Raw genomic sequence first — 17023 nt, 5'->3', positions numbered from 1 at the left:
TCACCCTGACGGCGGGCAGCAGCACCAGCCTGCTGACCGCTACCTGTACAGCGGGCGTCTGTTCGGCAACGGCTACCGGTCAGGTGGTAGTGGGTGGTATCCAGCCGCCGCCGGCGCAGATTCTGAGCTTCACTGCCGATGAATCCGCCTGTCCGGTGCGGCTGACGGGGCGTGGCGTGGCCACCTCGTTTACCATGACCGGTACCGGCGGCTATGTCTTCAGCACGGTTTACCGCGAGGGCGCCACGCATGAGGCCGTCGGGCTGAACGTGAAGCAGGCGGGGACCTATACCCTGACGGCCACCTACACCAACAGCTGCGGCATCAGCGCGCCGGTGACCAGAACGGTGACCGTTAACCGCAATTGTCCGTGATGTTTTTTTTCTGCTTTCAGGGAAGATAGTATCGCATTTTAGCGATAAATTGTAGACTTGTAGTAGAAGAAGACATATAATTGGTTGCAATGACGAGGGGGAGAAGCCGGTATACGGTATCAGACACATCTATTTTTTTTCTGTTAACGGTTTTTCTCCCCGTTTTTGCCGCACAAGCCAACCCGCTGCTACAGCTGATCAATCGGGCAGCGCCCCCGCAACGGGTGGTAATCCTGCTGAACTATTTCGACAGCAGCCGGATAGTGGCGCAGGATAAAACAGCGGCTTTCCGTATTCTGGACAGCGTAGAGAACGTTGCCCGCATTCAGCAGGATGAGTCACTTCGCCAGTACGGACGGTTTCTCCGCAACACCTACGAAAAGCATAATACTGCGCTGACCAATCGTCAGAAAGCAGCACTCTTTCTGACGGCCGGCCGGCACGCTGCCCGCGACGGGAACGATCAGATTCAGGGGGTTTGTCAGCATTTTGCAGGGCTGTATTATTTCCTGAGTGAAGAATACGGCAAAGCTTTTGAGTTTCTGATAGCGGCAAACGGAACCTTTCAGCGAATCGGTTATCAGCATGTTCCGGGGATCAACCGGTATCTGTATGAACTGGGCTTCAGCTATTATTATTTCAAGGAGTACGGCAAGGCGATCCGCTTATTGCAGGAAGCCATCCGGTATCCGGCCTTCAATGAGAATTTCAGAGTTCAGACCCCGAATACCCTGGCCTTGTGCTACCTGCGGATACATCAGCTGGAGAAACCAGCAGATGCACGGCTGGCAGAACATTACTTCAAAAAAGCGCTGGCCATTGCCAGGGAGCAGCAGTCGGTCTTCTGGACCGGTAATATCTACGGTAACCTGGCCAAGATTTACCTGCACCAGAAACGGTTGTCCGAAGCCATCAATGCCCTGCGGTTTGATTATTCCATTGCGCTGAATGCCAGCAACAAAGGATTACTACCCGATCAGGCCTCTCTCAGCCTGGCCCGTGCTTACCTCATGCGTCGGCAACCGGACAGCTGTCTGTATTTTCTGACCCGGTCAAAGATCCTTTACCAGCGCAATATCAGTCCCGAACCAACCACTTTCGGCAGCAACCTGGGCGACGAAAACTACCTCCGCAACTACTGCGATGTCGCCCGTCAGTATTATCTGGCGGTCAACGATCCCGTACAGGCATACCGGTATCTGGACAGCATGTCGGTGCTGGACCAGCGCATCAATAAACGCTACAACTCCGAGCAGATTTCGCTGGTGGAGCAACGGCTGCTGATTCAGAAGCATCAGACCGAAGTGGCCGCCCTCGAAGCAGACCGCCGGCAACAACGCCTGCGGTTCGGGATTGCGGCAACGGTTCTGATCCTGATTGCGGCCCTTTTCTGGCGGTTATACCAGCTTAGCCGCCTGAAAAACCGGCAGGAGACGGCTATCAGTGCCGAGCGGGAAAAATCCTGGCGGCTCGAAAAACAGCTTGTCGAAGAGGAGCTACAGCGGGCCCATCAGGACCTGGCCGTTTTTATGGATAACCTGCGCGGACGGAACGCACTGATTGAGGCCATTACGGACAGCCTGCAGGATCAGGATACCGGTCCGGAGGATGGTTCGGGAGTAGTGTCAGGCAGCAGCCTGCTACGGCAGTTGTTCACCACGCCACTGCTTACCAACGAAGACTGGGAGGAATTCCGGCGGCGATTCGAACGGGTGTACCCCGCTTTTTTTCCTATGCTACATGCCAGGTTCACCGCCCTGACCCCGGCCGAAGAGCGGTTTCTGGCCCTAACCAAACTCAACATTGATACCCGCCAGATGGGCCGTATTCTGGGTATTTCGCCGGCCTCTGTCCGCACAACCCGGTATCGGTTACGGAAACGGCTCGGCGCCGGCGAACACGCCGACCTGGACGACTTATTAAACCAATGACCCTCTGCCGGAAAACTCCCGCTTAACGCCCGTCCATAACCTTCAGTAAAGCAGGCACTTGCTATTTGTCTATGTTTTTGTCTATGCTCTTTTGGGTTACCATACTAGCCCGAAAAATTAATTTAGGGCATGCCAATAACCCGGCTATACCTTAAACAAACCAGATAGATGTCGCCATTTTACAACCTTGATTTATTCAACCGCATTCTGAAAGGAGCTATATGTAGCTTGCTGTTAAGTCTTCCGGCTTATAACGCAACAGTAGCGCAGACGATCCGCTATGTTAAACCGAACGGTACCGGCGACGGCTCAACCTGGGCCAACGCCAGTGGTAATCTACAGGCGATGATCAACGCCAGCAACACCGACGAGCAGGTCTGGGTAGCAGCAGGCACCTATAAACCAACGGCTGATCCTGCCAACCGCTCTGCCAGCTTCTCGATGAAAAACGGTGTAACCATCTACGGAGGCTTTGCCGGTACAGGTAATCCCACGATGGCTGAGCGCAACCCGACTGGATTCGCTACTGTGCTCAGTGGTGAAATCGGCGATCCGGGCACCACCAACGACAATAGTTTTCATGTTATTTTTAATCCGGCAGGGATAGACAACAGTGCTGTGCTGGATGGTTTTGTCATCACCGGGGGCAATGCCAGTGCAGCAAATGCACCCGATTGTAATGGAGGAGGCGTATACAATAACGGCAACGGGAATAGCAAGTATTGCAGCCCCGGCTTCCGGTACTGCCTGTTTGTCGGTAACCGGGCTCGTGCCTATGGCGGAGCGTTATACAATACAGGTGGAAACGGCACCAGCAGTCCGGTGCTGAGCAACTGCAACTTCCGGAATAACCTGGCAGGTGACTCCGGCGGTGCTGCCTATAATAATGGCTCTTACTCAGGTAATAGCCATCCGGTATTCACAAACTGCTCTTTTCAGACCAACTCGGCAGGTAATGCCGGCGGGGCCATCTTTAGTGATGGACGTGTATATGGCAGCAGCAATCCGGTCTTGACCAACTGCAGCTTTCAGGACAACGCATCGGATAACGCCGGTGGCGCGCTCTATAACTTTGCATCTACCTTTGGTAACAGTAATCCGGTATTGACTAACTGTAGCTTCCGGAACAACCCGGCCGTAAACACGGGCGGAGCGTTCTTTAATAATGCGGAGCTTGGGGGCAACAGTAGTCCGGTCCTGACCAACTGCAGCTTTCAGGGTAACTCAGCTGGTTCTTCAGGTGGGGCCATGTATAATTACGCGAGTGTCAACGGTAACGCCCGCCCGGTACTGATCAATTGTGTACTTTTTGGCAACGGAGACGAGAAAACCTTTGCCAACGATGGCGGTGGTGTTACGGCCACATACAGTCTCTTCGACAACACCGTAGCCGGGAATACCTACTCATCCGATCCGACCAACCTAACCACCGCGGCTTCGCCCTTTGCCAGTCCGGCTTCGGTGGCACTGGCCCCCTGTTCCCCCGCCATTGACGCAGGTGACAATTCAGCCCCCGGTCTAAGCGGCATTACCGTTGATTTAGCAGGTAACCCCCGCATTAAAGGAGAACAGGTAGATCTGGGGGCTGTAGAGTTTCAGATACTGCCGCCGGGAGCCATATTTAGTTTGTCGGCAGACGAGTCAGGCTGTCCGGTGCGGTTAACAGCGCAGGGAACAGGCACCTCGTTTGTCTTTACGGGGCCGGGCAACGTTTTGCCGGGCAACGCCTTGCCCGAAACATACGTGTTCAGCAATGTATATCGTACCGGCGGGACCTATACCCTTCAGGCGCCGGGAGTCAAACAGTCAGGCACCTATACCCTGACAGCGACATATGTCTACAGCTGCGGCACCAGCGCGCCGGTAACCCAAACGGTGACCGTGGGCCGGCGTTGCCCGTAATGCTGTTATGGCCGCACAACGTTAAGCCACACACCCAATATATAGCTGATAATACTACACAAACTATCTGCGCCTGAAGAATACATACTATGCATTCAGGTACTCATTTTAACGCATTAACCTGGTTAACCTGATCTGTGTCATGCCTGATTCGTTCTTTTCATCTCAACATAAAAACGGTTGTCCTCCCGCTAAGACCTTAAGGAGACATCTCTATGTCCTCGGACTGGCACTCATCTGCTGGCTGGCCGCAACGCCCGGCGCCCGGGCCGCAACAGCACTCGCCGCCTCCCCGATTACTGTTACCGGATTCACATCCCTGTCGTTTCTGAACGGTACCTATAATCCGACCGCAACGGCGAATGAGTGGTCACAGGACGTTACCCCGTCAGCCGGCTCACCGGCGGTCACGGTCTTTATCCGCTGGTCGGGCAGCCGCTGGGAAATCGTGGACAATACCCGATATTATGCCTATAATGAAACCGGCACCGCCGCCGGTCCTCCCTGCACCGGCTGGATACCTGAATTTTCAGGCATCAATACAGGTGGAATGCCAACGCTGAGCGGAGGGTGTACGACGCCGGCCAATGCCGTCGGCAGCGTCGTGGTGACGGGTATGCCTGCCGCATTGGCGTCTGCAAATACAACCTACCAGTGGGTAGGCACCTATAACGGAGCCAACCGGTGGGCTGCTTCTGTCACGTTTAACGGAAGTGAGATTATTGCTTTCATCCAGTGGTCATCAACGCAAACCCGGTGGGAGCTGGTACTTCCGTCTCCGTTGGCTACCCTCCTGTCGTATAACCTGGCCGGCTCCATCACAACGCTACCCTGCACCAACTGGCTGGGGTCAACCAGTCCTACGCTGAGCGGAGCCTGCAGCAGCGTATCACCATCCAACGGCATTACCAGCCTGACCGTAAGCGGATTTACCTTCACAGACGCGAATGGTGAATACACATGGGTCGGTACCGAAAACGGCACCCCGGTATGGCGGCGAAAAGTTACGCTGGTACTCCCGAATCAAAATTCAGAATTGACATTACTGATCAAGCGAATCGAAGGTCAGTGGGCTTTTGTGTCTCTTATGGTGTTCGGCGATCAATTATTGGCCACTAACCCGAGTTGCTCCCTCACCGTACCCTGTGTCGGCTGGGTAAACGCAGCATCCGGATTCGGGACACCATACATCAATGGCAGCTGCGGGGGTGGTACGGTCATTAACGGCGCCGGTGTGCAGCCCGTTTTCACCAGCCAGCCGGACTGCGGCGACGGGACTACTATCTGCGCCGGTACCACCCTGACAATCCCAACGAGCGTAAGCAACGCCACGTCGTACCAGTGGTTCAGAGGCAATACGCCCGTCAGCGGCCAGACCTCAGCAACGCTCACCCTTGCGAACATCTCTACTACGGCGTCGGGAGCCTATTCGCTCTCGGCCAGCAATGCCAACGGCACCCTTGTATCCAACCCGTACACAGTAACCGTCAATCAGCCCCCAACCAGTGCGGCGCTGTCTTCGGGCACACTCACCTGCACCCAGACCAGTCTGACCCTCACCGCCAGCGCCACCAATGCGACCAGCTACTCATTCAGCCGCGGCACGCTGTTGGGCAACAACCGCATTGTCATCAACCAGACCGGCGCCTACTCCGTCACGATGGCGGCGGCCAATGGCTGTGTCACATCGGCATCAACCACCATCGGCCAGAACCTCAGCCTGCCCGCCTTTTCGGTCAGCAGCGGCAGCGCCTGCTCCGGCCGGGCCGTCAGCCTGACGGCCACCGGCTGCACCGGCGGTACGGTACGCTGGCCGGGCGGTACGACAGCCGTTACCTTCTCGACGACCGTAGCCGGGCCGGTCAACGCAACCTGTACCATCGGTATCTGCTCCACCACCGCCAGCGGCAATGTCACCATCAACGCCAACCCTTCGGCCGTTTCGCTCACTGCCGGTACCCTTACCTGTGCCCAACCCAGTCTGACCCTGACCGCCAGCGCAGCCAACGCGACCAGTTATACCTTCAGTCAGGGTACTAAATCGGGGGTTAATCAGGTCATTGTTACCCAGCCCGGCGGCTATACCGTCACGGCGGCTTCGGCGTTCGGCTGTACCGCTACTGCCTCCGGCAGTGTCTCCCTCGACAACACCCCTCCTACCCCATCACTCACCGCCAGCGAGCCCCGCTTCTGCTCCGGCGGCAGCGTTACCCTGACCGCCGGCGGCGGTGTGGATTACCGGTTCGCAGGCCCCGGACTTACCCAAACCGGCAGCAGCACAACGGCCGTTGTTACGCAGGGCGGGCTGTTTTCCCTGACCGTCACCGGCCTCAACGGCTGTTCGGCAGGCACGTCGCTGAGCGTCACCGAGGACCTGCCTGTTACCGCGTTTATGGTCAGTTCGCAAACTGTTTGTCCGGGCCTGCGGGCAACCCTACAAGCCACCGGCTGTCCCAACGGTACGGTTCAGTGGTCCGACGGTACAGCGGGCAGTACCTTTACCGCCACAGTAGGGATGAGTGCTTCCGTGGTATCGGCTACCTGTACCGCCGGTGCCTGCAGCGCTACCGCCAGCGGTACAATTGTGAACGATCTGCTACCCACTCCGGCATTGATCCTTGCCCTCACCGCCGACGAATCGGCCTGTCCGGTACGGCTCGTGGGCCGCGGCATTGCCGGTTCCTTTACCTTTACCGGTACGGGGGGGTACGTCTTCAGCACCGTCTTCCGTAAGGCCGGTATGTATGATACCATTGGCCTGAATGTAACGCAGCCGGGTGCTTATACCCTGTCTACCACCATCACGAACCAGTGTGGCACCAGTGCGCCGGTCAGCCGGACGGTGACTGTGGGCCGGAGCTGCCCGTAGGCCGGCAATCACGGCGGGCGGATATTACCTTCGGCCCGCCGGATTACTGCCCGTTTTTCGTTACTTTCGGGCATTAATTGCCAGCTTACTTAAATCCATGTTGCCTGCTGAACACACCCTCTTTGAGCGCCTGAACCAACTCATTGAGCAGCATCTGACCAACCAGGACTACTCTATTGATGCGTTATGCCAGGAACTGGGCGTTAGCCGTTCGTTTCTGTTCCGGCTTGTCAAGGAACAGACAGGGATGTCCATTGCCCGGCATATCCGCCAGCAACGGCTGATTAAAGCACGGCACCTCCTTGGAACAACCGACCTGCGGGTGTCCGACATTGCGTTTCAGGTTGGTTTTGACCGGCTTCAGACGCTGAGCAAGCACTTTACCGAAGCCTTCGGGCTGAGTCCTTCCGAGTACCGGAGCCAGTTAACCGGCACACATGATCTGCCCGACGCCTTCCCGGAAGCCGCAGCACCGGAACCGGAAACAAGTGCAGTCACGGAAACCCGTCCGCAACCGGAGCTCCCACCGGCTACAGACCTGGCTGCCGGTAAGCCTTCCGCTAAACTATGGTATTGGCTGGCAGTTCCTGCGCTGCTGCTTATATTGCTGGCCGGGAGTAGCTGGTGGTTCTGGAAACGATCAGCCGGGGAGACCGATGATGCCTCCATTGCAGTACTTCCCTTCCGGCACACCGGACCGGCCGAAAGTCAGTATTTTACCGAGGGCATCATGGAGCAAATACACCGGTCGCTCAGCTATCTGGAAAACCTGAAGGTAATTTCCCGCAACTCCGCCAAAACGTACGCAAATACCACTAAGCACCCCGCTCAGATTGGCCGCGAACTGGATGTGGCTTATCTGCTCGAAGGGAAAGTGGTGCAGATGGGCAAGCGTATCAAGCTTTCGGTCGAACTGATTCGCGTCAGCGAAAACCGGACCGTCTGGAGCAAGGTGTACGAAGGCGATCAGCAGTCGGTGCTTGACTTTACCAATCAGGTTACGAACCAGACTGCTGCCGAGCTGAATCAGAAACTCAGTGCACTGACCCGCAAGCAGCTGACCCAAACGCCAACCCGTAATATTGACGCGTACCGCGAATACCTCAAAGGTGAATACTTACTCCGTGACCGCACCCGGGAAAGTGTGCTGGCCAGCGTGCAGAATTTTGATAGAGCCCTGACCTACGATCCGGCGTTCGTGGATGCCAGGGCTGCCAGGGCGATGGCCTATTTCCTGATTGCCGATGATGGATTCGGGCCTATGCAGCACTACAGCAACCTGGCCGAACAGGAAGCACTGGAAAGCATCCGGCTCGATGTCCGTAATGCCCGTGCCTACACGATTCTGGCCAAAATGTACATGATTCAGGGAAAATGGAAGCAGGCCAATACCGCCTTCCTGACGGCCCTGCAATACAGCCCTAACGATGCGCAGGTCCTGTATGCATACAGCCTCTTTCTGCGCGCCATCGGGCAAATTAACCGGGCAGTTGACTACAGTACCAAAGCCCTTGCCCTGGATCCGCTCTATCCGGTCATTATGTTCGGACACGTCGGGAATCTGGTTACTGCCCGGCGGTGGGCAGAGGCTGAAAGAGTGATACAAGACGGTAACAGGCTATACCGTACGATGGGCTCCTGGTATTATTCCACCAGCTTTTATTACCTGAGCCGCCGGCAATATGCGTTGTCGTTACGGGAAATACAAAAAGGGCTGCGTCTGGAACCTACCTTAAAACCGCTGGTTCTGCGGCACGCGTTTATCAGTGCCCGCCTGCAGCAACCCAAACCAGCGCAGGCCCTGCTTGACTCCCTGCCCGATAACATCGAGCACTACATTGACAAAGCGGAGCTCTATGCCGGCTTACAGGACAAGGACCGCTGCCTGGCCTACCTCCAAAAAGGAGCCGCTCATGAGCGGCTCCCCAACTACCTGAAGGTAACACCGCTTTATGATTTTCTGCACAATGATCCCCGGTTCAAAGCCCTGCTCCGGCAGGTCGGACTGGCAGAACCACTCGCATTAAACCAATAAATCGCCCAAAAAAAGAAAATTATTAACACATAAACATACGCTACCTCAAGGCATCTTTATTTACTATTCCGGAAATAAAAAAGGCCCAAAACGGCAATATTGGTCAAATAAGGAACTCCCTGACCAATATTGGAAACTTTTTGGTCAATATTGGAAACCGTTTTATTTACTAAAAAGCTAGTTTTGGGGTTTAAAAACCGCTTTCCTACCCCATGTGTTCCCGTCTGTACCTCTCCGGCATTTTCACCTGCCAACATGTTATTTCCAAATGTGGCCGATGGTCCTGCATCCGGCAAGGGCTTATCGCCTGCCTGCTGCTGAGCCTTTTTATCTGCACTACATCCGTGGCCCAGAATAAGATCTATTACGTCACCCCGACAGGTACGACTCCGGCCGCATCGGCCACTACCAGCTGGGCCACCAGCACCAGTGACCTGCAGGGGGCCATCAGCGCCAGCCAGGCTACCGATCAGATCTGGGTGGCGGCAGGGGTTTATAAACCCACCTCCACGACCACCAACCGTAATGCCAGCTTTGCTCTCAAGAATGGCGTGACCATCTACGGCGGATTCCGCGGCGACGAAACCAGTCCGGACGACCGGACGACGATTAATCCACTGACCAGCCAGCCTTCGGCGACTACACTTTCGGGTGATATTGATAATAATGGTACACTGACCAATAACAGCTACCACGTCTTTTACCACCCGGCCAGCCTGAGTATCAATAGCACGGCCATACTGAACGGGGTGGTGATTACCGGCGGCAATGCCAGTGCCAGTACGCCGTCTGACCCCAACAGCTTTGGCGGGGGGATGTATAATCAGGGCAGCAGCCCGAAGCTGATCAACTGTGTGTTTCAGGGAAACGGGGGGACCTATGGCGCCGCGTTATCCTGTCTGGGGAACAGCAATCCCCTGCTGATCAACTGTAATCTGCAAAGTAACAGCTCGCCTAATTCCGGGGGCGGAGCCTTCAGTGATGCCAGTAGTTTCACGCTGATCAACTGTAGTGTGCAGAACAATCAGGCACCGAGTGGCGGGGGAATCTTTAACCAGGGGGGCAGCAATCCGCTGCTGATTAATTGTACCCTGAAAGACAATGTCGCTACGACCAATGGCGGTGCTATCTTTAACCAGACCAACAGTAACCCGACAGTAACCAACTCAGTGCTCTGGAACAACGGCGGTTCCAAAACCTTCTCCGGTAATACGATCATGGCCACCTACAATCTGATTGAGGCCGGAGTGACCGGTTTCAGCAGCAGCACGACGAATCTCAGTACCACCGTTTCACCCTTCATGTCGGCCACGTCGATATCACTTAATGCCTGCTCACCGGCTATCAATGCAGGAAACCCGGCCAGTGTTACGGTGGCTACCGGTCCGTATTCCGAAACGGCCTTACCGGCGACTGACCTGACCGGTAACGCCCGGATTAACGGTGGCCGTATTGACATAGGGGCTGTTGAGTTTCAGCCGGGACAGGCAGCGGGCCCATTTGCAAGACTGTACGTAGCGGCCAGCCAGACGGCTAACACCGGCGACGGGCTTAGCTGGGCCACGGCTTTCTCTGATCTGCAAAGTGCCCTGACCTATCCGTGTTCGCAGAGCCTGACCGAAATCTGGGTGGCAGGTGGTCTCTACAAACCTACCTCTACGACCAATAACCGCAGCGCCGGCTTTGCCCTCAGAAACGGGGTCACCATCTACGGTGGCTTCCGGGGAACCGAAAGCAGCCTGGACGACCGGCCGGAGATCAATCCGCTCACCGGCAAGCCCTCCAGCACTACCCTCTCGGGCGACATTGATAATGACGGCACGCTGACCAATAACAGCTATCACGTCTTTTATCATCCGGCCAGCCTGAGTATCAACAGCAGCGCCGTCCTGAACGGCGTAGTGATTACCGGCGGTACCGCCCCTGCTACTTCGCCTTCTGACCCCAACAGCTTTGGCGGGGGGATGTATAACGCGGGCAGCAGCCCGACGCTGATTAAGTGCGTGTTTCAGGGAAACAGGGGGTATTATGGGGCAGCCATGTCCTGTCTGGAAGGCAGTAACCCGGTGCTGACCGATTGTAGTATGGAAAGCAACACATCGACGAATTCAGGGGGTGTTACGTTCAGCGACGCCAGCAGTTTTACGCTCATTAACTGCAAGCTGCAAAACAATCGGGCAACCAACGGGGGAGCCATCTTCAATCAGGGGAGTAGTAATCCGTTCCTCAGAGACTGTAGCCTGCAAGACAATACAGCAACTAATCATGGCGGAGCTGTCTTTAACCAAAGCAACAGCCGGCCGACACTGACAAATTGTGGGTTAGCGGGAAATACAGCAGCTCGCGGAGGGGCTATCTTTAATACAACCACCAGCAGTCCGACCCTTACCAGCTGTAGTCTCGCCAGTAATACAGCCGCCGAAAACGGGGGAGCTATTTATAATGAAAATAGCAGTAATCCTGTACTGACCAGCTGTAGTCTGGCTAGTAATAAAGCATTTAATGGAGGGGCTATTTCTAATCAGTCGAGCAGTAATCCTGTGCTAACCAATTGTAGTCTGATCAGCAACAGAGCTACCAATCGTGGGGGAGCTATTTTTAGCAACAGCGACAGCTCCACGTTAACTGGTTGTATCCTGACAAATAATACGGCCGGATATGGGGGAGCTATTCATAACGAAAATAACAGCAACCTTATATTAACCAATTGTAGTCTGACAAACAATCTGGCCGATTTAGGTGGTGCGGTTGCCAATATAAACAATGCTAACCCTGTAATAACGAACTGTATTTTCTCAGGTAACGTAAGTAACTTTAACGGCGGTGCGATATACAACGCCAGCGCCTGTAAACCACTGATAGTAAATAGCTTTCTTTATAACAATTCGTCACTGAGCCAGGCAGGGGCCATTTATAACTTTGATGTTTGTAGTGTTACCCTGATTAATTGCAGCTTGCAGGGAAATACGGTCAGTTCTACAAAAATTACCGCAGCCATTCACAACGACAACAGCCGGTTAACGCTCCTGAACTCTGTTTTCTGGCAAAACGGTAATAGTAATTCTATCCTCGATTCCAGAGGTAGTACTACAACAGCGAGAGACTGCCTGTTTGATGCGGTATCCTATTTAACTGATCCCACAAACCTTACTACAGCCGTCTCGCCGTTTGTCAGTACTACCTCGGCCGAACTCATCGCCTGCTCGCCGGCCATCAACGCCGGTAACCCCGCCAGCGTCACGGCGGCCAGTGGCCCGTATTCAGTTACCGCCATGCCCGCTACCGATCTGGCCGGTAACGCCCGCATCGCCAATGGCCGCATCGACATGGGGGCCGTTGAGTACCAGAGCACAACCAATATTCCGCTGGTCATTGTGAAGCAGCCCCTCGCCGGTTCTGTTGTCTGCGCGGGCACTACGGTCGTGATGAGTGTCAGCGTAACAGGTAGTTCACCGGCCTACCAGTGGTACAAAGATGGTACGGCCCTGACCGGTATCGCCTCCGCCACCACCGCCAGCCTGACCCTGCCGAACGTACAGACCGCCTATGCCGGCAGTTATTCGGTCGTCATCAGCGGCGACTGTCCGTCGCTGACCAGTACGGCTTTCAGCCTGAAAGTCCCCCCTGCTACCGCACGGCTGTACGTAGCGGCCAGCCAGACGGCTAACACCGGCGACGGGCTTAGCTGGGCCACGGCTTTCTCTGATCTGCAAAGTGCCCTGACCTATCCGTGTTCGCAGAGCCTGACCGAAATCTGGGTGGCAGGTGGTCTCTACAAACCTACCTCTACGACCAATAACCGCAGCGCCGGCTTTGCCATGCGGAACGGGGTCACCATCTACGGCGGCTTTCAGGGCGGCGAAACCAGCGTGAACGACCGGCCGGAGATCAATCCGCTCACCGGCAAGCCCTCCAGTACTACTCTCTCGGGCGACATTGACAATGACGGTGCCCTGACCAATAACAGCTATCACGTCTTTTATCATCCGGCTAGCCTGAGTATTAACAGCAGCGCCGTACTGAACGGCGTAGTGATTACCGGCGGTACCGCCCCTGCGACTTCGCCGTCTGACCCCAACAGCTTTGGCGGAGGGATGTATAACGCGGGCAGCAGCCCGACGCTGATTAAGTGTGTCTTTCAGGGCAACAGAGGATACTATGGAGCGGCCATGTCCTGTCTGGGAGGCAGTAACCCGGTGCTGACCGATTGTAGCATGGAAAGCAACACATCCACCAATTCAGGGGGTGTTACGTTCAGCGAAGCCAGCAGTTTTACACTCATTAACTGCAGGCTGCAAAACAATCGGGCAACCAACGGGGGAGCCATCTTCAATCAGGGGAGCAGTAATCCGCTTATTACAAATTGCACATTGCAAGGCAATGTGGTGACTAACAGTGGAGGGGCTATCTACAATCAAACTGGCAGTAGCCCTGTGTTAACCAGTTGTAGCCTGAAAAACAACACGTCAACTAACAGGGGCGGAGCTATATATAACAACAGTAGCAGTCCTGTACTCACCAGTTGTAGCCTGACTGGTAATGCTGTATATGTTGAGGGTGTAGAGGCAGACACCAGGGGCGGAGCTATTTATAATCTGACGGGCAGCAACCCGATCTTAACCAGTTGTGTTCTGACCAGCAATACTGCATATCTTGGAGGGGCTATTTTTAACGAAAGCAGTAGCCCGATACTAACCAGTTGTATTCTGTCAAGCAATTCTGCCAGAGATGCAGGAGCACTCAATAATCAGGAGGGTAGTCATCCCAGACTAACAGACTGTACACTGAGCAACAATACAGCAACTTTTGGTGGTGCCGTGGTTAGCTGGCACCAAAGTCAGCCAGTATTCACTAATTGCCGCATTACTGATAATTTAGCCAAAACGGAGGCCGGAGCTATATATAACCTGAAAGAAAGCAGACCCTTGTTTCTGAATTGCATCATATCCAATAACACATCATTGAGTCTAACCGGTTTAATGGCCAGCGTATCAGCCTGTAGTCCCGTTTTTATTAACTGTAGTATGCAGGGGAACATAGCACAAACCAGGACTATCTACAATAGCGAGAGCCGCTTTACCTTCATTAACTCTGTACTATGGAATAACGGAAGCAGTGAGGTGATTACCAATATAAATAACGGTACGGCTACGGCCACCTACAGTCTGTTTGATGCGGCATCGTACATCGCCGATCCGACAAACCTTACTACAGCCGTCTCACCATTCGTCAGTACTACTTCAGCCGAACTCATCGCCTGCTCCCCCGCCATCAACGCCGGTAACCCGCTGATTGTCACGGCGACCAGTGGCCCGTACTCAGAGACAGCCCTACCCGCCACCGACCTGGCTGGTAACGCCCGCATCGCCAACGGCCGCGTAGATATGGGAGCTGCTGAGTACCAAAGCACAACCAATATTCCGCTGGTCATTGTGCAGCAGCCCGTCGCCGGCTCTGCTGTCTGCGCGGGCACTACCGTGGTGATGAGTGTCAGTGCAACAGGTAGTTCGCCCGTTTACCAATGGTATAAAGACGGCACCGCCCTGACCGGTATCGCCTCCGCCACCACCGCCAGCCTGACCCTGCCAAACGTCCAGCCTGCCGATGCCGGTAGTTATTCGGTCGTTATCAGCGGCGACTGTCCGTCGCTGACCAGTACGGCCTTCAGCTTGTCGGTCAATACCCTTTCGGTAACGGTCACCGCTGCCCCGTCGGCTACACTTTCGTGCGCCAACCCAAGCCTGACGCTGACGGCTCAGACGTCCGCCACGGCCTTTGTCTGGAGCAACGGCGGCAGCACGGGCCAGACTCTGCCTGTCAGCACGACCGGTGTCTACTCCGTCACGGTTACCGGTGCTGACGGCTGTACCGCTGTCAGCAACAGCCTTACCATCTCGCAGGACTTTACCAGCCCGACAGTCAGTATATCGGCCGTCAGTACGACGCTGACCTGCGCGCAGCCACAGCTAACGCTCACCGCCACGGCATCGGCCACCGCCCTGCTGTGGTCAACGGGTGAAACCACCGCTACGATAGCTGTCAGCACCACCGGTGTCTACTCCGTCACGGCCACCGGTGCCAATGGCTGTACCGCCGTCAGCAACAACCTGACGGTAGCGCGGGATAATACCAGCCCCACCGTCAGCGTATCGGCAGCAGGCACCACCCTGACCTGTACACAACCACAGCTGACGCTGACGGCTACGGCCTCCGTCACCGCCCTGCGGTGGTCAACGGGCGAAACCACCGCCACCATCAGCGTCAGTACCGCCGGTACCTACTCGGTCACCGCGACAAACGCCAACGGCTGTACCGCCGTCAGCAATAACCTGCCTGTCACGGAGAGCTTCGGCCTGCCGCCGTTTACCGTTTCCTCGGCTACGGTCTGTCCCGGCCAGTCGGTGACCCTCACCGCCAGTGGCTGCAGCGGCCAGATCCGGTGGTCAACCGGTGCCACAACGTCCCTGATTACCCTGACGGCGGGCAACAGCACCAGCCTGTTAACCGCCACCTGTACCGTGGGCGTTTGCTCAACCACGGCCAGTGGTCAGGTTGTTATTGGTGGTGCCTTACCGCCACCGGCGCAGATTCTGAGCTTTGTTGCCGATGAATCGGCCTGTCCGGTACGGCTCGTGGCCCGTGGTGTGGCCACGTCGTTTACCATGACGGGTCCTAAGGGCTATGTCTTCAGTACGGTTTACCGCGAAGGTGGCACCCATGATGCCGTCGGGCTGAATGTGAAGCAGGCGGGCACCTATACGCTGACAGCGACCTATACCAATAGCTGCGGCACCAGCGCACCGGTAACCCGGACGGTGACTGTGGGCCGGAGTTGCCCGTAATACCAATCGTGGTGGTACGAGCGGAAGCCCTCGTGCCACCACGACCATGAACGCCGGCCTTCTTAAATGATTCCGTTTCGTTTCACATACTGTACACAGCGGAAACCAATATTTTCGCCGTTGAACCGGCTGGCCAGGGTTTCCCATTCCTGCGAGGTAGGCAACCGGTAAATGACCTGTGTTTTGGCCGTTGCGTTGGCCTTTTCCATCGCCTGATAGGGTGCTACTGCGTTGTGTGTCTGCCGGTAGGTTGCTACTGCGCTCCGCCACCGGCAGTAGGTTTCGGCTTGCTGCCAGCTCACACCGGTTACCGGCTTCTCCGCATTTGTACGGGTCAGGGTTGTTTTCTCCCACTGGTCGGGCACCAGGGTTGTATACGTTTTCGACAGTGCGGGATCTTTCCGGGCAAATTGCAGAAAAGCGGCCCATTCTTTATTCGATACCGGCTGCTGATCAAACCGGACTGGCTGTGCCTGCGCCGTTGAACCGGCCATGAGCCCGAGGGCAAGGAGAAGCGTTTTCATGTGTGTTTAGTTTACCGGACAACGCCCCACAGGTCATTTCATTGTGGAAAACTACCACTCTATTATGGAAATGCCCCGCAGGCTGCATCCGGATAAGAAACAGACACACAGCAATGACTCTTTTTTGTACCCTGATTACCCTTTCCGCTATACCCGCCCTATCTCTGGCCGCACCTGCCAGCCAGACACCCCGTCAGGACACAACGGCCTATGCCATTGTACAGGTTGCTCCGGAGTTTGCCGGTGGCAGCCAGGCCCTGTTCCGGTTTATTCAGCAAACGAGCCATTATCCGGTTATCCCGCCCGACAAACAACCGAAAGGGACGCTGGTCGTTGTACGGGCACTTGTTGAGAAAGACGGCACCCTTTCCCGGCCGGTCATTCATTACTCAGCCGCGGAGGGGGCCTATGAACAGGAAGCACTCCGGATCGTTAGCCGGATGCCAGCCTGGAAACCGGGTTCGCAGGATGGCCACCCCCTAAGGGCATATACACAGATTCCGTTCCGGTTTGTGGCCGGCCCCAAAAAGCCATAGCGACTCAAGA

At 55.6% G+C, this 17023-nt stretch carries 8 protein-coding genes and 1 pseudogene; 7 read left to right on the top strand and 2 right to left on the bottom strand.

Going from position 1 to position 17023, the window contains the following annotated elements:
• The 5 genes and pseudogenes from BLX24_RS32625 to BLX24_RS06645 all read left to right on the top strand — a co-directional run.
• A pseudogene (locus BLX24_RS32625) lies at positions 1-374 on the top strand (hypothetical protein); the annotation flags it as partial.
• Positions 375-463: 89 nt separating this feature from the next.
• Positions 464-2305, top strand: coding sequence for a tetratricopeptide repeat protein (locus BLX24_RS06660; RefSeq protein ID WP_071502287.1), 1842 nt, complete (start codon positions 464-466; stop codon positions 2303-2305).
• A 168-nt stretch (positions 2306-2473) separates the two neighbouring features.
• Positions 2474-4207 (top strand): choice-of-anchor Q domain-containing protein, encoded by a 1734-nt coding sequence (locus tag BLX24_RS06655; RefSeq protein WP_071502286.1) that lies wholly within the window; start codon positions 2474-2476, stop codon positions 4205-4207.
• 142 nt (positions 4208-4349) lie between these two features.
• On the top strand, positions 4350-7076 hold the full coding sequence (locus tag BLX24_RS06650; protein WP_071502285.1) for an immunoglobulin domain-containing protein: 2727 nt from the start codon (positions 4350-4352) through the stop codon (positions 7074-7076).
• A 97-nt stretch (positions 7077-7173) separates the two neighbouring features.
• The gene (locus tag BLX24_RS06645; RefSeq protein WP_071502284.1) at positions 7174-9111 is read left to right on the top strand and encodes a helix-turn-helix domain-containing protein; all 1938 of its coding nucleotides are present in this window, start codon (positions 7174-7176) and stop codon (positions 9109-9111) included.
• 56 nt (positions 9112-9167) lie between these two features.
• Here the strand turns inward: BLX24_RS06645 and BLX24_RS32620 are convergent, their stop codons facing one another.
• Positions 9168-9368, bottom strand: coding sequence for a hypothetical protein (locus tag BLX24_RS32620; protein ID WP_071502283.1), 201 nt, complete (start codon positions 9366-9368; stop codon positions 9168-9170).
• Positions 9369-9455: 87 nt separating this feature from the next.
• Here BLX24_RS32620 and BLX24_RS06635 point away from each other — a divergent pair, with 87 nt between their 5' ends.
• The gene (locus tag BLX24_RS06635; RefSeq protein ID WP_071502282.1) at positions 9456-15953 is read left to right on the top strand and encodes a choice-of-anchor Q domain-containing protein; all 6498 of its coding nucleotides are present in this window, start codon (positions 9456-9458) and stop codon (positions 15951-15953) included.
• Positions 15954-16015: 62 nt separating this feature from the next.
• Here the strand turns inward: BLX24_RS06635 and BLX24_RS06630 are convergent, their stop codons facing one another.
• Complete coding sequence (locus BLX24_RS06630) at positions 16016-16477, bottom strand: SUMF1/EgtB/PvdO family nonheme iron enzyme (protein ID WP_071502281.1); 462 nt, start codon at positions 16475-16477, stop codon at positions 16016-16018.
• A gap of 113 nt (positions 16478-16590) precedes the next feature.
• Between BLX24_RS06630 and BLX24_RS06625 the strand changes: the two genes are divergently transcribed.
• A complete protein-coding gene (locus tag BLX24_RS06625; RefSeq protein ID WP_071502280.1) occupies positions 16591-17013 on the top strand; it encodes an energy transducer TonB in 423 nt (140 codons plus the stop codon).
• Positions 17014-17023: the final 10 nt, after the last annotated feature.

It is taken from the genome of Arsenicibacter rosenii, from assembly GCF_001870735.1.
Taxonomy (GTDB): domain Bacteria; phylum Bacteroidota; class Bacteroidia; order Cytophagales; family Spirosomataceae; genus Arsenicibacter; species Arsenicibacter rosenii.
The sequence above is the reverse complement of the archived record's forward strand: the minus strand, read 5'-3'. Positions and strand labels throughout refer to the sequence as shown.

What these genes read in the sequence shown, in the direction of transcription:
- BLX24_RS06655 (WP_071502286.1), top strand. Translation starts at nt 2,474, where the DNA reads ATGTCGCCATTTTACAACCTTGATTTATTCAACCGCATTCTGAAAGGA.
- BLX24_RS06650 (WP_071502285.1), top strand. Translation starts at nt 4,350, where the DNA reads ATGCCTGATTCGTTCTTTTCATCTCAACATAAAAACGGTTGTCCTCCC.
- BLX24_RS06660 (WP_071502287.1), top strand. Translation starts at nt 464, where the DNA reads ATGACGAGGGGGAGAAGCCGGTATACGGTATCAGACACATCTATTTTT.
- BLX24_RS06645 (WP_071502284.1), top strand. Translation starts at nt 7,174, where the DNA reads ATGTTGCCTGCTGAACACACCCTCTTTGAGCGCCTGAACCAACTCATT.
- BLX24_RS06625 (WP_071502280.1), top strand. Translation starts at nt 16,591, where the DNA reads ATGACTCTTTTTTGTACCCTGATTACCCTTTCCGCTATACCCGCCCTA.
- BLX24_RS32620 (WP_071502283.1), bottom strand. Translation starts at nt 9,368, where the DNA reads ATGTTGGCAGGTGAAAATGCCGGAGAGGTACAGACGGGAACACATGGG.
- BLX24_RS06630 (WP_071502281.1), bottom strand. Translation starts at nt 16,477, where the DNA reads ATGAAAACGCTTCTCCTTGCCCTCGGGCTCATGGCCGGTTCAACGGCG.